Origin of the sequence: Pseudomonas sp. MYb185 (genome assembly GCF_002979975.1) — a bacterium.
Lineage (GTDB): Bacteria > Pseudomonadota > Gammaproteobacteria > Pseudomonadales > Pseudomonadaceae > Halopseudomonas.
Window position 1 is genome coordinate 285,984 of sequence record NZ_PCQD01000005.1, and the last position, 18,199, is coordinate 304,182.

20 protein-coding genes and 1 tRNA gene are annotated in these 18,199 nt (G+C 58.5%); 18 read left to right on the forward strand and 3 right to left on the reverse strand.

Features of this window, described 5'->3' with window-relative positions:
• Positions 1 to 21: 21 nt before the first annotated feature.
• The 5 genes from CQ007_RS10075 (at position 22) to CQ007_RS10095 (ending at position 5,554) form a co-directional block, all read left to right on the forward strand.
• Entirely contained in the window at positions 22 to 909 is an 888-nt protein-coding gene (locus tag CQ007_RS10075; RefSeq protein WP_105645694.1) for an alpha/beta fold hydrolase, read from the forward strand.
• A 66-nt stretch (positions 910 to 975) separates the two neighbouring features.
• Positions 976 to 2,100 carry a beta-ketoacyl-ACP synthase III gene (locus CQ007_RS10080; RefSeq protein WP_105645695.1) on the forward strand — a complete coding sequence of 375 codons (1,125 nt, stop codon included), beginning with the start codon at positions 976 to 978 and terminating at the stop codon, positions 2,098 to 2,100.
• 246 nt (positions 2,101 to 2,346) lie between these two features.
• A complete protein-coding gene (locus CQ007_RS10085; protein WP_105645696.1) occupies positions 2,347 to 3,396 on the forward strand; it encodes a porin in 1,050 nt (349 codons plus the stop codon).
• Positions 3,397 to 3,628: 232 nt separating this feature from the next.
• Positions 3,629 to 4,345 (forward strand): DUF2057 family protein, encoded by a 717-nt coding sequence (locus tag CQ007_RS10090; protein WP_105645697.1) that lies wholly within the window; start codon positions 3,629 to 3,631, stop codon positions 4,343 to 4,345.
• A 69-nt stretch (positions 4,346 to 4,414) separates the two neighbouring features.
• Positions 4,415 to 5,554, forward strand: a complete 1,140-nt coding sequence (locus CQ007_RS10095) for a GNAT family N-acetyltransferase (RefSeq protein WP_105645825.1) — start codon at positions 4,415 to 4,417, stop codon at positions 5,552 to 5,554.
• 11 nt (positions 5,555 to 5,565) lie between these two features.
• Here the strand turns inward: CQ007_RS10095 and CQ007_RS10100 are convergent, their stop codons facing one another.
• A complete protein-coding gene (locus CQ007_RS10100) occupies positions 5,566 to 6,129 on the reverse strand; it encodes a peptidylprolyl isomerase (protein ID WP_105645698.1) in 564 nt (187 codons plus the stop codon).
• 118 nt (positions 6,130 to 6,247) lie between these two features.
• A complete protein-coding gene (locus CQ007_RS10105) occupies positions 6,248 to 7,138 on the reverse strand; it encodes a LysR family transcriptional regulator (RefSeq protein ID WP_105645699.1) in 891 nt (296 codons plus the stop codon).
• Between the two features lie 55 nt (positions 7,139 to 7,193).
• Between CQ007_RS10105 and CQ007_RS10110 the strand changes: the two genes are divergently transcribed.
• Positions 7,194 to 7,538 carry a 3-phosphoglycerate kinase gene (locus CQ007_RS10110; RefSeq protein WP_105645700.1) on the forward strand — a complete coding sequence of 115 codons (345 nt, stop codon included), beginning with the start codon at positions 7,194 to 7,196 and terminating at the stop codon, positions 7,536 to 7,538.
• 16 nt (positions 7,539 to 7,554) lie between these two features.
• On the opposite strand, the gene CQ007_RS10115 is transcribed toward CQ007_RS10110, so the two are convergent.
• Positions 7,555 to 7,660, reverse strand: a tRNA-Asn gene (locus CQ007_RS10115).
• Positions 7,661 to 7,669: 9 nt separating this feature from the next.
• Here CQ007_RS10115 and CQ007_RS10120 point away from each other — a divergent pair.
• The 12 genes from CQ007_RS10120 to CQ007_RS10175 all read left to right on the forward strand — a co-directional run bounded on the left by CQ007_RS10120 (position 7,670) and on the right by CQ007_RS10175 (position 18,114).
• The gene (locus CQ007_RS10120) at positions 7,670 to 8,536 is read left to right on the forward strand and encodes a ParA family protein (protein WP_105645701.1); all 867 of its coding nucleotides are present in this window, start codon (positions 7,670 to 7,672) and stop codon (positions 8,534 to 8,536) included.
• The gene (gene dnaB, locus CQ007_RS10125) at positions 8,523 to 9,896 is read left to right on the forward strand and encodes a replicative DNA helicase (RefSeq protein WP_105645702.1); all 1,374 of its coding nucleotides are present in this window, start codon (positions 8,523 to 8,525) and stop codon (positions 9,894 to 9,896) included. Before CQ007_RS10120 ends, dnaB begins: the two co-directional genes overlap by 14 nt.
• Before the next feature lies 1 nt (position 9,897).
• Entirely contained in the window at positions 9,898 to 10,614 is a 717-nt protein-coding gene (locus CQ007_RS10130; RefSeq protein ID WP_105645703.1) for a hypothetical protein, read from the forward strand.
• Between the two features lie 174 nt (positions 10,615 to 10,788).
• On the forward strand, positions 10,789 to 11,025 hold the full coding sequence (locus CQ007_RS19180; RefSeq protein ID WP_105645704.1) for a type II toxin-antitoxin system HicA family toxin: 237 nt from the start codon (positions 10,789 to 10,791) through the stop codon (positions 11,023 to 11,025).
• Positions 11,022 to 11,714, forward strand: a complete 693-nt coding sequence (locus CQ007_RS10140) for a DUF2786 domain-containing protein (protein ID WP_105645705.1) — start codon at positions 11,022 to 11,024, stop codon at positions 11,712 to 11,714. Before CQ007_RS19180 ends, CQ007_RS10140 begins: the two co-directional genes overlap by 4 nt.
• Positions 11,707 to 12,201 carry a hypothetical protein gene (locus tag CQ007_RS10145; RefSeq protein ID WP_146114566.1) on the forward strand — a complete coding sequence of 165 codons (495 nt, stop codon included), beginning with the start codon at positions 11,707 to 11,709 and terminating at the stop codon, positions 12,199 to 12,201. Before CQ007_RS10140 ends, CQ007_RS10145 begins: the two co-directional genes overlap by 8 nt.
• Entirely contained in the window at positions 12,201 to 14,117 is a 1,917-nt protein-coding gene (locus CQ007_RS10150; RefSeq protein ID WP_105645707.1) for a ParB family protein, read from the forward strand. The genes CQ007_RS10145 and CQ007_RS10150 overlap by 1 nt, the downstream gene beginning before the upstream one ends.
• Position 14,118: 1 nt before the next feature.
• Positions 14,119 to 14,724, forward strand: a complete 606-nt coding sequence (locus tag CQ007_RS10155; protein WP_105645708.1) for a DUF2857 domain-containing protein — start codon at positions 14,119 to 14,121, stop codon at positions 14,722 to 14,724.
• The gene (locus CQ007_RS10160; protein WP_105645709.1) at positions 14,712 to 15,956 is read left to right on the forward strand and encodes an STY4528 family pathogenicity island replication protein; all 1,245 of its coding nucleotides are present in this window, start codon (positions 14,712 to 14,714) and stop codon (positions 15,954 to 15,956) included. The genes CQ007_RS10155 and CQ007_RS10160 overlap by 13 nt, the downstream gene beginning before the upstream one ends.
• 117 nt (positions 15,957 to 16,073) lie before the next feature.
• Positions 16,074 to 16,883 (forward strand): PFL_4669 family integrating conjugative element protein, encoded by an 810-nt coding sequence (locus CQ007_RS10165; RefSeq protein WP_105645710.1) that lies wholly within the window; start codon positions 16,074 to 16,076, stop codon positions 16,881 to 16,883.
• Positions 16,884 to 17,053: 170 nt separating this feature from the next.
• Complete coding sequence (locus CQ007_RS10170) at positions 17,054 to 17,542, forward strand: DUF3158 family protein (RefSeq protein WP_158256749.1); 489 nt, start codon at positions 17,054 to 17,056, stop codon at positions 17,540 to 17,542.
• Positions 17,543 to 17,646: 104 nt separating this feature from the next.
• Positions 17,647 to 18,114 (forward strand): single-stranded DNA-binding protein, encoded by a 468-nt coding sequence (locus CQ007_RS10175; RefSeq protein ID WP_105645712.1) that lies wholly within the window; start codon positions 17,647 to 17,649, stop codon positions 18,112 to 18,114.
• The last annotated feature ends 85 nt before the right edge of the window (positions 18,115 to 18,199 follow it).

The following is an 18,199-nucleotide window of genomic DNA, read 5'->3' on the forward strand; positions in this document are numbered from 1 at the left end:
TGAAGAAAGGGCAGGCAAGGAATGACATCACTCTGCATACCGGTAGCCGCTGACGGGCAGCTGCAGGTACGGCGTTTCGCTGCTGCTGGTCCCGCGGTGCTCATGGTGCACGGCCTGGGGGCACGCGGTGACCTGTTCTGCCCGACGGGCGGTGGCGGTCTGGCGCCCTGGCTGGCCGAAGCGGGTTACGATGTCCATGTACCGGACCTGCGTGAACGGGTCTCCAGCAGCTCGGTGATACCAGATATCTCCCAGCACCAGTTGATCTGCGAGGATTTCCCGGCGCTGTTCCAGCGGCTTGCCGAGGCGCATCCGCGACAGCGCTTCTTTGTGGTTGCCCATGGTTGGGGCGGTGTGCTGGTGGCCAGTGCCCTGATCCGCCAGCCGCACTGGCTGGAGCAGGTGGCCGGGCTGGTCCATCTGGGGGTACGGCGGGTTTGCCGGCAACGCAACTGGCAGCGACGCCTGCTGCTCGACCTGATGTGGGATCGCCTGGCGCCGCTGATCGGCCAACGTCGGGGCTATCTGCCCTTGCGTTCGCTCGGGCTCGGTAGCGCGGACCTTTCCCGACAGCTGCATGATGACAGCCGGATGTGGCAAAATGGCGGCAAATGGCGTGATCCGCAGGATGGTTTCGACTATGCTGCGGCATTGACCGGCGTCGTGTGGCCAAGCAGTCTGTACCTGGCTGGCCGCAATGATCGCTGCATGGGGCATGTTGCTGATGTCAGGGCTTTCGCCCGTGAGCTGGGCGAGCACGATGCGCAACTGGTCCTGTTGCAGAAAGGCACCGGCAGCTCCCGTGATTATGGTCACCATGACCTGTTGACCCACCCACAGGCGGCCAATGACCATTTCCCGCTGATCATGTCCTGGCTGGGCCGGCATGTCGGTGCGAACACGCCATAGGGTATCGCCTGCCTGGGCGATGCATTGCCAAACCACTGAATAGACTGAATACAAAGAGGCTCAACCGTGCAGAAAGTAGTGATCAGCGGCACCGGTTTGTACACCCCCCCGCACAGCATCAGCAACGATGAGCTGGTGGCCAGCTTCAATGCCTGGGCGGAACGCTTCAACCAGGACAACGCGGCGGCCATCGCCGCGGGCGAGCTTGAGCCGGCCCCGCTGTCGAGCAGCGAGTTCATCGAGAAGGCCTCCGGCATCAAGAGTCGCCATGTGGTCAACAAGAGCGGCATTCTGGATGTCGAGCGCATGGTGCCGCTGATTCCAGAACGCAGCAACGACGAGTGGTCGATCCTCTGCGAAATGTCGGTAAAGGCCGCCACCGAGGCGCTGCAGCGGGCAGGGCGCACGGCAGCGGATATCGATGGCGTTATCGTCGCCTGCTCCAACCTGCAGCGCCCCTATCCGGCGATAGCCGTGGAGGTCCAGGCAGCGCTGGGTATCAACGGCTTCGGCTTCGACATGAACGTAGCCTGCTCCTCAGCCACCTTCGGCATCCAGACCGCGGCCAATACCGTGAGCAACGGCCAGGCCCGCGCGGTGCTGATGGTCAACCCGGAGATCTGCACCGGGCACATGAACTTCCGTGATCGGGACAGCCACTTCATCTTCGGCGATGCCTGCACTGCGGTGATCATCGAACGTGCCGAGGATGCGGTATCCGAGCACCAGTTCGAGATTGTCGGCACCAAGCTGCTGACCCAGTTTTCCAACAATATCCGCAACAACTTCGGCTTTCTCAACCGGGCTGATGAGAGCGGTATTGGCAAGCCGGACAAGCTGTTCGTCCAGGAAGGTCGCAAGGTGTTCCGTGAAGTCTGCCCGATGGTGGCCGAGCTGATCGGCGCGCATCTGCAGGAGCTGAATCTGACGGTCAGCGATGTGCGCCGCTTCTGGTTGCACCAGGCCAACCTGAACATGAACATGTTGATCGCGCGCAAGCTGCTGGGCCGTGATCCCGACCTGGAGAAGGAAGCACCGGTGGTGCTGGACGAGTATGCCAACACCAGCTCGGCTGGCTCGATCATTGCCTTCCACAAGTACCAGGATGACCTGCCAGCCGGCAGTCATGGCGTTATCTGCTCCTTCGGTGCTGGTTATTCCATCGGCAGCGTGATCGTGCGCAAACACTGATAGTCCCTCCGCGATGCTGGCCTGACGGTCAGCGTCGCGCCGCCCCTCCTGTCTGGCTACGTCGGGCGCCCGCTCGACGCAGGCCCCCGCTGTAATGGCCTTCTGCAAAAAGTTCCCCTGACTTCAAATCTTCATATTGCGGAAAGCGTTCTGTCATATCGGCTTTCCATAATCGCTTCGGTCGAAACAAACGACGTCAAGTCACTCGCAGGATGACGTTTTACAAAACCCGAAGGAGTTTTTCCGATGAAGAAGAAGTTGATTGCGATTGTTGTTGGTGCTGCAGCTGTCATGCCTGCTCTGGCCATGGCCGACGTGAGCATCTACGGTCGCGCTCACGTTTCCACCGATTTCCTGGATGACGGTGCCGACTATTCCGAAACCAACCTGTCCAGCAACTCTTCGCGCCTGGGCTTCAAGGGTGAACACCAGATCAACCCCGACCTGAAAGCGTTCTTCCAGATCGAGCAACAGATCAACTTTTCCAGTGGCAGCAGTGACGGCAGCAGCTCGAACTTCAGCACCCGCGATACCTTCGTCGGTGTGACCGGAAACAACTGGGGCGCCATCCAGATGGGGCGTTTCGACAGCCCGTTCAAAGTGGCACGTGGCCCGGCCAACCTGTTTGGTGACCAGGTCGGTGATATGCGTAACCTGACTCGGGTGGGCGACGCCCGTTTCGATGAGCGTTATGACAATACCGTGCAGTACACCACGCCAGACCTCAATGGTTTCAATATCAAGCTGGCCTATTCGGTCCATGAAGGCCAGAGCGCTGCCCAGGATCATGACTCCGATGGCTTCAGCGTCTCGCTGAACTATGCTGCCGGTGCGTTCGAAGGCGCGCTCGCTTACGAGAAACTGGAGGAAGACGTTTCCCGCGGAGAGCGTGATGGGATCCGTGCTGCTGCGGCCTACAACCTGACTGACGCCTTCAAGCTGGTAGGTTTCTATCAGACGGTAGAGCATGATACCGATGACGCTGCCCTGCGTGATCGCTGGACCTCCGATACCTACGGTGTGGGTGGTGAGTACAAGTTGACATCCAACACGGCCCTCAAGGCCATGTGGATGACCCGTGATGCCGATGATTCCGACTATGACGCTGATATGTGGGTTGTCGGTGTGGAGCACAAGCTGGACAAGGCCGTCCGCGTCTATGCCAACTATGCGGTTGTCGATAACGAGGCAGGATCGACTCAGCGGCCTTGGGCCGAGGGGCGTAGTGCCAACCCGGGTGCTGCGGCGGGCGAAGAGGCTACGGCCTTCTCCGTAGGTCTGCGTTACGACTTCTAATCCCTCTCCCTGGGATGAAGCCCCGAGCCGGGTTGCTCTGCAAGAGCAACCCGGCTTTTTCATGCGCTTCCATCCGTGGCCACTTTCCTGCGGCCCCAGTCGATGCCAAGCCAGAACTGCCCCGTAGGGCCTGTCATCGAACTGAAATCATTTGTTCTTATTCTTGTTTCGCTTGTAACCATATACATGGCGGCCGCCCCAATCAGCTTGCCCATCGCATCAAGGAGTTTTCATGCGTAGTCTTTTCGTTCTCGCCATTGCCTGCCTGCTTTCCGCCTGCGCGCAGCAGTCCCATGTACAGCTGTATCCCGGGTCTGCATTGCCGGAGCAGCAGGTTGTGACCGTCGTGATACCCAACGAACTCGAGGTGCAGAGCATCAACGGCCAGCGTGTGTCCGCCGCCAACGCCATGTTCGGCACCGGTGAGAAGCGCTTGCACCTGCAACCCGGAGCCTACCGGATCAATGCCTTCTACAAGAACGGTTTCGATATCGACGGTGGCATGAGCCATGAAGTGGTACGCGGACGCACTGGTGTGTTCAGCATCGATGGCCAGGCTGGTGAATTGTGGCAGCTGGATTTTGACCGGCCGCAGAACCTGCAGCAGGCCAAGGCCTTCGAAGCCGAGTTCAACGCCTGGGCGGTGAACACCCGCACCGGTGAGCGCCAGGCAGCACAGGCTGGCCAGCGCAACAGCTCGCTGGTCAACAATCTGCTCGGTACCGCAGAGCCTGTGGATGAGCAGTCCACCGTCGCCCCATTGGGCGCAACCACAGCCAGTGCGCCTGCGGCGGTTCCCCGGTCCAGCAGCAGCGTCACCCCTCTGCCAACGGCAGTAGCCAGTGAAACCCTGCCACACAACGATGCTACCCTGACCACGCTGCAGCAGATGTGGCACCTGCTCAGCCCGCAAAGCCGCGAGGCCTTCCTCGACTGGGTCCAGCAGTAACCAGTTAACCGCATTCGGGAGGGTGCAATACCCTCCCGTCATTGGCTGCCTTGTGGCATGCTGTTGGCCATGCTCATACGCCAGTTGAATCATATAAGCGACATCGACCCTGCCCGGTGGGACGCCCTGGCGCCCGCCGGTTATCCCTTCCTTCGCCATGCCTTTCTTGCTGCCCTGGAAGACAGCGGCTCGGTTACGCCGGCACAGGGCTGGACTCCCGCCCACCTGGTGGTGGAAAACCCGGATGGCAGTCTGCAGGCTGCAATGCCCCTGTACCGCAAGATGCACTCCTGGGGTGAATATGTGTTCGATTTTCAATGGGCGCAGGCCTGGGAACGGGCAGGGCGGGATTATTATCCCAAGCTGACCGCAGCCGTTCCCTTCTCGCCAGTGCAGGGGCCACGATTGCTGGCGCGTTGCGAAGACAGCCGTGGATTGCTTATCGGCTGGCTGGAGCAGCAGTTGGTGGCGGGCAAGGTCAGCGGTGTACATGTGCTGTTCAACAGCGGAGAGGAGAGCCGGCAGCTTGCGGAATCGGGCTGGGTGCAGCGCCTGGGCTGCCAGTTCCACTGGATCAACCGCAACTATCAGGGCTTCGAGGACTTTCTGGCAGCCTGCAGTTCCCGTAAACGCAAGAGCTTCCGCAAGGAGCGCCAGAGCATCGCCGCGCAGGGCATCGAGTTTGAATGGCTGACCGCTGAGGAGGTAAGGGCAGAGGACTGGGAGCGTTTCTATCCGTTCTATGCCGCAACCTACCTCAAGCGGGGTCGTCAGCCCTATCTGACGCCGGCATTCTTCCAGCTGCTGTCGCAAGGGATGGCGGATTCGCTACGGCTGGTGTTCGCCCGGGAGCACGGTCGTGATGTGGCCGGTGCGCTGTTTCTGGCCGGCGAGGATACCCTGTACGGTCGTTATTGGGGATGTCTGGAGGAGTATGACCGGCTGCACTTCGAGACCTGCTTCTACCAGGGCATGGAGCGCTGTATTGCCGAGGGCCTGCAGCGGTTCGATGCCGGCGCCCAGGGCGAACACAAACTGCTGCGTGGTTTCGAGCCGGTGCTGACCCAGTCGTGGCATCGCCTGCAGCCGGGTCTGCATGAAGCGGTAGCGGATTTTCTGTTGCAGGAAGGCGAGGGGGTGAAGGCCTATCGGCAGGACGCTCAGGACTACTTGCCCTATCGCAGGGGGGATTCGGCCGCCCCGCGATAGGTGCTGCTGCCTTACTCGGCGGTCTCGACCCGCTTGGCGCTATTGATGACCACCGGATTGCGCGGCACATCGCCATGCCCGTTCTGGGTGCCGGTGGGTACCTTGCCGATGGTTTCCACCACATGCTCGCCGCTGACCACCTTGCCGAATACCGCGTAGCCGAAATCGCGGCTGCCATGGTTCAGGAAGTCATTGTTGTTCAGGTTGATGAAGAACTGGCTGGTGGCGCTGTCACGCACCTGGGTGCGGGCCATGGCGATGGTGTAGCGATTGTTCTTCAGGCCGTTATCCGCCTCGTTCTTGATCGGCTGGCCGACGGCGCGCTGGCGCATGTCGGGGGTGAAACCGCCGCCCTGGATCATGAAGCCGGGAATGACGCGGTGAAAGATCAGGCCATCGTAATGGCCGGCATCGGCATAGCGCAGGAAGTTTTCCACCGAAATCGGTGCTTCCTCGGCATTCAGCTCGAGCTCGATATCCCCATGGCTGGTGCTGAGCATCACGCGGGGGTTGTCTGCCAGGGCGGTCGAGGCTGCGAGCAGCAGGGCGCAGGTTCCGATCAGTTGTTTCAGCATGCTTGGCTCCATGGGCAATAGAATGACGCGCAGCGCGTCAGGTCAGGATCTGGTTGGCGATGAGTGTAAGCACAAGCGCGCCCGGGCACAACGAGCGCGGGCATATCCGCTGTGGCGTTCAGGCATCATGCGAATGCTGGATGATCAGGTCCGCCAGTATGCGGGTGGCCGGCCCAAGGGGCTTGTCCTTGTTCGCGTAGAGGAACATATAGGCGTTACGCTGGCCGCCCTGTTCCATTGGCAGCGCCTTCAGGCTGCCCTGTGCCAGTTGCGCGGCGATCTCATGCTGGGGCAGCCAGGCGAAGCCCAGGCCCTGGGATATCAGCTTGGTTGCGGTGCTCATGCTGGTGACTGTCCAGCGATGCTCGGCGCCGAGCCAGCCCTCGTTCCGCGGCTGGCGCCGCCCGGAATCACGAATGACCACCTGCAGGTGGGTTTCCAGGTCGCTGTGGGTCAGGCTGCGGTTGAGCTGTTGCAGGGGGTGCTGGGGGTGCGCCACGGCGATGAACTCGATGGAGTTGAGCTGCTGCGGCAGATAGCCGGCAATGCTGATGCCGGAGATGGCCAGGTCGGCACTGCCATTGAGCAGGCATTCCTCGACGCCGGAGAGAACCTCTTCACGCAATTGCACGCGGCACCCCTTGCTCTGTGGCATGAAGGCGCCCAGGGCCCTGGCCAGGCGTTCGGCGGGGTAGGCGGCATCCACTACCAGCTGCACCTCGGCTTCCCAGCCCTGGTCCATGTTCCAGGCCAGTTGCTCCAGTTGATTGGCTTCCTTGAGCAGATGCCGGGAGCGTCGCAGCAAGGCGGCGCCGGCATCGGTCAGGATGGCCTTGCGCCCGGATATTTCCAGCAGTGGCACACCGAGCTGCTCCTGCATGCGGGCGACGGTATAGCTGACCGAGGATTGCGAGCGGTGCAGTGCCTCGGCGGCCTGGGCAAAGCCACCATGATCGACGACGGCCTGTAGGGTGCGCCATTGTTCCAGGGTGACGCGTGGTGCTTTCATCAATGGTTTCTCTGGCCTATGGTGAAGGGGCAGCATGACTGCGAGGATGAATGCAATGTACCAATTTTTACTGGCCATCGGCATAGCGTTGAGCCTGCCATTGTCAGCCTGGGCTTTTCCCATCGACGTGGAGTTGCAGCCCGGCGCCGCGCAAGTGTCGGTGCGCACCGCTGATCTGAGCAATCTGGCTGCGCTGATGCTGACCAATAAAGGCGAGGTGACGTTGCAGTGTCGGGTGAGTTTCGTCAATGGTCCGGAAAGACCTGTACCGCGGCGAGTGCGCTTGCAGCCAGGCAAAGAGGTGGCGGTAAGTCAATTCTTTCGGCGTGCGATCAATCGAGTACGGGTAGGTATTGATTGTGTACCTGAAGAGGCGGGAAATGAAAAACCCGGCATATAGCCGGGCTTTCAGGATGTGGCTCCGCGACCAGGACTCGAACCTGGGACCCAATGATTAACAGTCATTTGCGCGGCGTCTAGCTAGGCTCAACAAGATTACACGTATTCCATTCCAACGCTGGAGTACGTGAAATGCAGGTTTACACAGTAATATCGACCAAGGGTGGTGTCGGCAAAAGCACCACCTGCGCTCATCTCGGCGGCCTGCTGGCCGACTCATCTATCAGGGTGCTGCTGATTGATCTCGACAATCAGCCGACGCTGTCCAGTTACTATCAGCTTGAGGCCGAAGCGCCGGGCGGTACCTATGAGCTGATAGCGCTAAACCAGACTGCAAGCGAGCAGGTGGTGTCCAAAACCGTCATCAGCGGTCTGGATATCGTCGTATCCAACGACTACCACGCGCAGCTACCTCAGCTTTTGCTGTCGGCACCGGATGGACGCTTTCGTTTATCGAACCTCATACGGCAGTTTGAATCACGCTATGACGTTGTGATTCTCGACACCCAGGGCGCAAGGTCGATTGTCCTGGAAGCGGCTGTTCTTGCCGCTGATCATGCATTGTCTCCCATCACGCCAGAACTCTTGTCGGCACGTGAATTCATCCGGGGTACCTTGGGGATGCTGGAAGAGTTGGAGGTGCTTACCCAGTACACCAACCTGGTTGTGCCTAAAGTGTCATTGCTGATCAACAGGCTGGATGAAACGCGGGATGCCCGCGAGGTGAGTGCCAGCCTCTACCAGATGTTCTCCACCGACACGGACGCCCGGGTCCAGGTCATGTCGGCACCACTACGGCATTTGACTGCTTTCCGACAGGCTGCTGCGCTCGGTCAACCTATCCATCGTTTTGAGCCTACCAAACCTGCGGGACGCAAGTCTCCCGCCGGTGCAGATCAGATACGTGCAGTTGCCCTGGAGCTGAATCCAGAATGGAGCCCGTTCTTGCGAGCGGATGCCAACCAGACAGTGGAGGGCGCAAGCGATGCAATCCACTGAGTCGAAAAAACGTGTCACCCAGGAAGTTGGGAGGCTGCCGCCTCACTCGGTAGAGGCGGAACAGGCGGTACTGGGCGGCCTGCTGCTCAACAACGACTGCTGGGACGACGTGTGCGAGATCATTACCGCGACTGACGCCTTTTATGTTCCGGAGCACCGGGTGCTCTGGAAAGCGATTCAGGGGCTGATTACACGGAATCTGCCTTTTGACATCGTGACGGTGGCTGAATACCTGAGCCCGGATGAGCGCCAACTGTTGGACTTGAGCTACTTGGGCAACCTCGTTCAGAACACGCCATCCACCGCCAACATTCATGTCTATGCACAGATTATCAGGGATCGTTTTCAGCTACGTCAGCTGATGCTGATTGGCGCTGACCTAAGCCAGGAGGCGGGATCGGGTGATCTGCCGGGAGTGGAGCTGGTCGAGCAGGCTGAGAAACGATTGGCCGGCCTGGTCGAGTCGCCTGGCAAGCAGTACACCCCTTTGTCAGAAACGATGTCCAAGGTCATTGATCACATTGATTACAGCTTCAACAAGGGCGATGGCATCACTGGAGTTTCTACAGGCTTTGTGGATCTGGACAAGGAGACTGCGGGGCTGCAACCGGCAGACCTGATCATTGTTGCTGGTCGCCCTTCGATGGGGAAAACCACATTCGGGGTGAATCTGGTTGAGAACGCCCTGGTCGCGAGGGCTGATCAGCCAGCATTTATTTTCAGTCTGGAGATGCCCAGGGAGCAGTTGGTCATGCGCCTGTTGGCCAGCATGGGCAAGATCAATTTGCAGCGTTTACGAACAGGTCAGTTGGAAGACGAGGACTGGCCGAAGCTGACGCTGGCTGCCACCAAGCTTAAGGCAGTGGAAGATCGACTGATCATTGAGGATGAGGGTGGCTTGTCGGCCAGCGCGCTCAAGGCCAGGGCGCGCCGCTTTGCGCGCCGTTTCGGCAAGCCGTCAATGATCATGGTGGACTACCTGCAGTTGATGCATGAGCCGGGTAGGGAGAACCGCAACCTGGAAATTGCTTCGATCAGCATGGCTCTGAAGCAACTGGCCAAGGAGCTGGATACGCCAGTGGTGGCTCTGTCCCAGCTCAACCGTTCTGTCGATCAGCGTCCCAATAAACGCCCTACAAACTCCGATCTGCGTGACTCCGGCTCCATCGAGCAGGATGCCGACGTGATCATGTTTGTGTACCGGGATGAGGTTTATCACCCAGAAACCCCGGACACTGGAACTGCTGAGGTCATCATTGGAAAACAGCGTAATGGGCCGATAGGAACCGTCAAGCTGGCCTTCAACGGCAACTGCACCCGGTTTGACTCTTTGGAATTCAAACATCGGGAGGGGTTCTGATATGGCCAAGTCATCGTCAAGAAGTATCACCACTGATCAGGTACTGGACGCAGCCAAGTACCTCAGTTCTCAGGACCTTCGTTCCATGCAGTCCCGGCTGACCACCACCGGCAAAGAGCTATCCAAGCTGGCGGAAACATCATCGCTGAACCGTCTGTTAAGTAACGAAGAGAAGGCTGTGCTTCAACGGGCAGCGGGGGTGGTCAACACTGTCAATGCACGTATTGCTCATGCTAAGGAAAAGAAACAACGTGATGAGAAAAGACGAGAAGCAGCATTCAAAGCCAGACATGCCGAGGCTCGGAAACTTGCGCTCCAACACTTTCCATTGCCACCGGTCAATTCCGTCGAGCAAGGTGTTGAGGTTATCAGGGTGGCTCTTGTCCTCAACCATTTGAAGGTACTGCACTACTTCTACAGTACCGACGAGTTTGCCGCAAAGATATCCAGAGCCAGGCATACACCGGCCAATAGGGACGTAGCCAGCCACCTGCGACGCGAGCTTAGATTTCTTGCAAGTAAAATTCTGCAGGGCGTGGAAGATGCGTTGGCGGATCGCCCCGAGGCATTGGATGATGATCAACGAGACCTAAGCACTCTTCTCGGCATCTTGATAGCCAAGGCGGATGAAGTGCGTCCACAGGTGCTGAAACAGCAAGCGGAGGTCATTGAGGGCTGGACTGCTGCGCTGTCTGAGGCGGGGGTGGCCAATGACTAAGCCATCCGAGTCTTTTCGTTTAAGCCACTGGTGCCGTAACTGCGAGCGACATCTGACTGAGCTGCAAGCGCGAATTGTTTTCCCGGGGGAACGAGCTCATAAGACCAGGTCAACGCTATGGGGCTGCCCTTATTGCCACTCCCATGAAGTTGAGAAACTTCAGGAGGTGAGTGCATGAACAGCGCAATCGCACTCGGAAAGCTGAAAAAACCTCTCCAGGAGCTGGCTGACTTTGCCGTCGGCCTGGGCTGGCAAGTGAGCCGTACCAGGGGTGGGCACATCCGTTTCACCAAGGAGGGTTACCCGCCAATCTACACCTCATCTACGCCAAGCGATCCACGTGCAGGACTCAATGCGCGGGCTCTGTTGCGCAGGGCGGCAAGCAGATCGGTACGGAGGGTATCTCCATGATCCCGGATCGCATCATGCGCAAGATTGAGCGCTGCCTTGCCCTGTCATCCAGTGCCAATGCTAACGAAGCTGGAATTGCATTGCGTCAGGCGCAGAAGCTGATGGAAGAATATGGTCTGACCCGCCTGGATGTGGCGGCTTCTTCTATTGAGGAGAAGTGCGTTGATTCCAAGTCAGGCAAGACGCCACCCAACTACCTCGTGGTGTTGGCCTCGATGGTGGCAGCCGGCTTTGGCACTGAGGCCATTTATTCCGTCCGCTATTCCAGAAACGGCTATATCGGTAGCTGGTCTTTCATTGGCCCTGACGGAAGTCCGCGAATCAGCGGCTATGCCTACACGGTGTTACAGCGCCGCCTGCTGCAGGACCGCAAGCAGTACCAGGACTCCTTGCCCTCACGCTTGAAACGCACCACCAAGATTCGCAGGGCCGACGCATTTGCAGAAGCCTGGCTGGCTGCCGTGAAGAAGCAGGTCATCCCCGCCGCGCCTACCGATGAGGCACGGCAGGCGATTGAGTATTACCTGTCCAGGCATCACGGCAACCTTCAGGATCTTACAGGCAGGGCGACCGGCGATCTTCGCCGTCATGACCGAGCTGCACTGACAGCAGGATATGAGGCTGGCCTTTCGATACAGCTCCACCAGGCAGTAGAACAACGTTACACAGAGGTACTGACCCATGACTGATATTCGATCGTTCCCAAACAAGATGGCGGCGGATACTCGCTTCCAGTGCCAGTACTTTCTCTGTGTTGAACTGGATCCGTTATTGGCCATGAAACAACTGGTTGAGCCAGCCAATTCGTGCTCCAGATTGCTGCAACAGCTCCTCAATGATCGCCCATTGAAGGACGGCGAGGTCTGGCAGTATGAACTGGAGGATGTACGCATGATCCTGCAGGCGGTGCGTAACCCGTTGGTAAGTGAACAGGATCGGCGCCGCTGGGTGCTTCTGGAGCTGCAGGAGCAACCTGACTTTGAGCTGTATGCCATTGCAATCGATGGGGTGGCCACGGTACTGAAGCAACTGACCAATGTGCCGGGCTGGGAGGAGATAGCCAGCGCACGACAGCTGGTACTTGCCCTGAATGATTTGCATGACCGGATCATGACTGCGGTACATCCAGACAGTCAGGCGCTGCTGGAAAAACAACAGCTGGTAAGGGGACTGTGATGAGCAAGAACCTTTCCACTGCAGATTATATGGCCAAGCTGCAACAGCCTGGTCCGGCGTTACGGACAAAGCAGGTCGACAAACTGACAGCGCCGCTGGCCGAGATGGCCATGCAGATAACGCTGGACCAGGTGCGCCCCTATGACCGCAACCCGCGTACCTTACGCAATTCGAAATATGATGAGATCAAGGAGTCCATCCGGGAGGTTGGACTGAAACAGCCGCCGCCCATTACCCAACGACCGGGCGATGACAAGTTCATGATTTCCGATGGCGGCAATACTCGCCTGGCAATCCTGAATGAGCTGTATCAGGAGACGGGAGATGAAAAATACTACCGCTTCTGGTGCGTGTACCGGCCCTGGCAGTCGGAGCTGGCCACCATGGCTGGACACCTGTCTGAGAACGAAAACCGCTCGGACCTGACCTGGATTGAGAAGGCCCTGGGTGTGGCTGAACTCAAGCAGATGCTGGAGGAGGAGGCTGACAAGGAGCTGTCGCAGCGTGAACTGGCCAGACGCTTTGCCGCACTGGGCTTTTCCGTCAGCCATAGTCATATCAGTCGTATGCTGTATACCGTCGAGCACTTCTGGCCAACGCTGCCGACCACCCTGAAAAGCGGGCTGGGAAAACCTCAAATTGAGAAGCTGATTGCCTACCGCGAAGCCTGCCTGGAAATCTGGAAGCGCTGTGACGCCAAGCCGGTGGAGGAGTTCGATCCGGCCTGGCATGAGATCCTCAGCCAATTTGACTATGAGGAGCAGACCGAGCTGCCCTGGTCGATCGTTGAGGATCGCCTGTTGGGCATGCTGGAGGATCATTCGGGCGCTCACCTGCATACGCTGGATTGGTGTCTCAGACGTTTGCTGGAGTGCAGGAAGCGACGCCAGAGCATCGATGACCCGGAAATCTGGCATCCGCTGGTTGTGGAGATGGAGCGAGTACGCGACCCGTCGGCGCATCCACTGAAATTCTACCCGCCGTTGCCGGGCGAGGAGGAAGATGCGCCCAAGCGCGAGCGCAAGCCGCGCCAGGGCGAGCCGGAGCAGAGTGAAGACATTGTCCCGCTCACTGATCCTTCTGCTACTGCTACTCACAACACCTCGAGTGAAGATGAGGAAGAGAAGGCCCGTCTGCAGGCGGAGATCGAGCAGCTGCGCATGGAAAAGGAACAACTGCTGAGGCGCACCCCGGCGCCCGCGCCAAGTGTGCTGGCCGGAAATGGTGTAGGCGAGACCGATAATGAGCTGGATGACGATGCGACGGCGTTGATGTTGGGCGCAGACCAGCAGCCTGCGACTGTTGAGCCGACACTGATGGGTGAATATCTGGATGAACGCACAGATGAGCAGCGTATAGCAGACTTGACGTTGTCTCCGGTCTTCGAGTCAGAGAGCAAGCGCAAGATGCGCCACGCTGTAGCGGAATTGCAGGGAGGCAAGGCGGGCAACTTCGAGGACTTTGCTGTTCAGGCCATTCCCCTGATGTCCGCCGGGCCATTGACGGCAGTGACCGATATCTGGTGGATCGATGACCATGGCAAGGATCCGCGTACGCTGCGGTTCCTGATTTTCCGCCTGGCGATGGCAATCGGACAATGGGCAGGCTTTCCGCTGATGGATACAGCGGAAGGTGAAGCGCCGCTGCAGCGAAATCAGCAGGAGGGGCTTGGCTATGAACTGTATCCTCTGACCGGCGAACTGGAGCATAGCCTGGTCGCCCAGCGTGTCTGGCAGCTACTGGCTGCATTGAAAGGTGAAATGCAGCCGCTGTATCCCTCTGACATTACCTTGCTTGGTGACCTCTTGGGCACCACCGATAACGAAGGCTACATGCCAGATGAGGTGCTGATTCGGCTGTTCCGCCTGATTCGTCTGGTTCGTGTTCTCCACTCACTCGACAAAGGAGAGTCCTGATATGGATAGCGTCGTGACATTGTCCATCCTTCGCCAGGCCATCACCTATGTGCGTGAAGGTAATATGCGCCGCGCCAGGGCGCTGGGCTTTACTGATCCGGAGCTTCGAGAGTTGCGCCGCTTGAGCGCAACCGATGTGGATGCGTTGGCCAGCAGCAATCCGGTTGTCTGCCGGCTGTCGGTAGACCATGAACTGCTTGGCGGCGTGTTCCGCCGCCTGAGTACGGATGTGGATCGGGAGAAAACAATTGATCGGTGCCTGATGCTGGGGGCATCGGTGCAGATGATGTATTCCTTCTTCGGTTTGACCGGCAATGACTGTTCAACTCGGCGAGCGTTGCTCGGGCTGGAGTCAAGGCAGGGGCGTCTGGCCATGCCTGCCGAAGAAAGCGAGCATGATGCCTACAGGCGTTGGCAGCAGATCTGTGATGCGCCTGATGATGTTCGGGCAGCGGATGACATTCAAGGCATGATCGTGCTGGCGGAAGAAACCGACATTCCCCTGGGCGTGGTATGGCAACTGGTAAAAAACTGGAGTCGGGCCACAAGCGGCTCGCCCGCCAAGCTCCAGCTGCTGTCTGACGGGGGACGTGCATGCGCACGGTAGATGATTGGCAAGTGCTGGTGGGTAGGGCCACATCTGCCATCACCCAGCGAGCCGATGCCGGTACCGCAGAGCCATCCAGTGGTGACACACTGGATGGCTTACTGTTTTTTGGTAATCCGCATGAGACCGTTCCCAGGGCTCTGTTGTTGGACAGCTGTCTTGGCGCCGTGGATGTGCTGGGATGGCAAATGATCAGACTGCTGTCGACCGCTGACCGAACCACCGCCTTTCCTACCTATGATCAGCTGCAGCCTCTGTTGAGGTCTGCGCCGGGCACCAGTGCTTCCCGCGGCACAGTGGCACGGGTGATAGCGGTGCTACGTCTGACACGCTGGTTGAGTCTCTGTCATAAGGCACGGCATGACACCAATGGACGGATCATGGGCAACGTTTATGCGCTGCACGATGAGCCTTTGGCGGCGGATGAGGCAACCATGCTGGATCCGGCCTACTGTGAATTTGTGGAGCAGTGCCTGGAGCACAGCAACGCCGCTGTGCGTGCTGTCGCCAGGCTGGTGACTGAAGAGATGCAGCACGATGGTGGAGGCCGCTCGGTATCTCGTCTCAATCGCCGGATACAGCGCTTTGCAGAGATGAGCCAAGGTAGATCGAAGAAGGCCCGGGCGAGAGTGGGACAAGCCCAGTTCTCAGAGCGAACCAGGGCCGAGAACCAGGTGAAAACACCTAGTTCTCAGAGCGAACCAGGGCAGTTCCCTGACGTGCTCAAGCCTGGTTCGCAGAGAGAACTAAGTGGAAATACGGGGCTTTGCGCCCCAGTTCGCTCTGAGAACCAGGACAGTACAGTACAAGTACGTATTTATAAAAATACAAGTACTGTACCGAGCGACCAGGACTTGCACTGGGATGCAGCTTTGCAGATGAGCGATCAGGAGCGCGCTGACCTGGTTCCGACACTTGGCCGGCTGGAGAGAGAAACAGCCCAATGGGTGCTGGACGAAACCGCTGGCCGAGTGTTGGCGGGCAAGGCACGATCGCCCAAGGCGTTGCTGCGCTCACTGGTCAACCTTGCGCTCAAGGGTGAGTTCAAGGTTACGACCTATGCGCACTCGGTGCAGAGTGCACGACATCCCATGCCGGCTGCGCCTGTACAGCCCAACGGTAATGTTCAATACATCGCTGATGTTCCAGAGCCTCCATCACCGAGAGTGAGCGCCGAGGAGGCTCATGCCAGTCGCCAGCAGCTGTTGGCAGCCATGGGGCTGAAACGATGAATGCCAGCCCAGGGAATTGTCCGCAATGGGATTCATATTTTCCCTATGCGCCCACAGGCGTGATGCGCACAGTGGCGCCACCCATTGCATTTTCATTGTTTACAGGAGCTGGACATTATGGCTGAGATCGCTGTTGGAGCGCTGCGAAGCAAGATCGAGCTGACGCTGCATACCTACCATGCTACTCGCACCTGGTGGGGGCGGGGTGTGGAATCGGGCAAACCGCAAATCATCGGTATGCGTCAGTACCTCGCACTGGCAGGTCGAATCCAACAGAACGCTGCCAAGGATGACCCCTATGCCGATGACTGGATGTTGAGAATTGATGCGAAGCTGGACGAGGTGCGCAATATCCTGGACCCGATTTACAAGTGGTCCATGGATGTTCTGGCTGATGTGCCGGAAGAGTTGAACATCGAAGAGAATATTTCACAGAAGCCGTTCAAGACCGGAGTGTACCCCGGCGGTCAGCAGGGCTGGCAGGGTATTCACCTGCTTATCCGCTATGACCGGGTGGTGCGGAACATCCTGCTGGCCCAGCACATTGCCATGATCACCCGCGAGGAGGCCCATGAAAAACTCAGAGTGAGCGGCAACGCTATCCGTTCCCTGTGTACCAGTACCCAGCGTTACCCCGGCCTGAGTGGTACGACCCGCGATGACTTTGCGGCCCAGAATGCCAGGGCGAGGGCCGCTATCGACAAGTGGGGAGAGCTGCATCCTGATGTGTTGTCGGGCGCTCGCCGCAGTCCCTATGCCCCCATTGCCCGTACACCAGTCGCAACTACGGAGAGCGGCTCAGGTATTGCTGATACCAAGTCGGCAGCGCCGGATCTGGATCAGTTGCAGTTGGAGGTTCAGGCTGCAAAACCCGAAGAGGCTGGTTCAGGCCAGGGGTTACTGGGGGAGGGGGATGAGCTGGAGTGATGCCAGTGGCATCACCGGTGACTGGAATGAGGTTTTTGGTCGCGGCTGTTGCCAGTGGCAACACTGGTGACTGGAATGGGGTTTCTGGTCACGGCTGTTGCCAGTGGCATCACCGGTGACTGGAATGATGAGGCGATAGGCGGAACCTGATAATGAGAGCGCTACAGCAGATGAAAAACAAACCACGACATAGCTATCACCTGCCACGATATTGCGGCGAAAGGGAAAAGGGCCTTTTTCCTTTTAAGGGTAAGGGGGGACTGCTGAAATACCTGGACCAGATTGAGGGCTATGCCGCGGAACTGGAGCAAGCGGAGCACGATTTGGCGCAGCGCTATAATCCGATCCTGAAACACTATGATCTTGCCCTGGCTGTTCAGAACGAGCAGAAGCGTGGATACCTGGTGCCGATGGTGCGGTGGCGTGGTATCACTAACCGCACGATGGGGATGGCGCGCTTTGATCGTGTGTTTCGACTGGTGCAGTCTGAGGGTGAGCGGCGGAAGCTGCATGAGATCGAAGTCGAGCGCTGCTTGCTGAACCATCAGGCGGGTGTGGTCAATGCAACAACGCGGCGACTGCGCACGACACTGGAGTCGCTGGAGCATGCCGATGAGCTTTTGAAGGCTGAGCCAATCATTGGAGTGGTCAGGGATTGACTGCACCAGAATACCTTTGAATCAGAAAACTGTTTTCCTGTGTCAGTAGCGGTTTGCCCGAGGCAATGTGTTCCCACATTGTTCAACGAGGTGGAGAGCTGCTGATGAGCACGCATTTTGAAGGTGAAGGCAATATTGGATCGGACCCGCAGGTCAAGGTTTTCCCGACCACAGATAACACTCCTCCCAGGGGAATCCTGAGGCTGAATGTCTTTTTCGATAACCCTGTCGCCGTAGCCGATGGCAAGTTTGAAGATCGAGGCGGATTCTGGGCGCCGGTTGAGTTTTCCAGGGACGCTCAAACCTGTGAGCAGTGGGCAGAGCTGTATCAACGGGGTATGCGCGTCATGGTGGTTGGGCGCATGGTCCGGGAAACTTGGACAGATTCGAACGACCAGGATCGTTCTGCGATGAAGGTGCGGGCGCGCGCAGTCGGGATTCTGCCGTATCGTATTGAGCAGGTGGTGATGGTCCAGTCTCAGAACGCGACACGTTCGCGTCCTGTTGAGCAGCCTGTCCCGGACGAGCCTCTGCCGGAATCCGACGCCTTCGATGATGACATTCCCTTCTGATGAGGCCCTTGTGCAGCGTTGTCACTGCTACAGCGTAATTGCTGAATTGCCCATTTGATTGCGACGTGATGGTCAGGAGGGACCA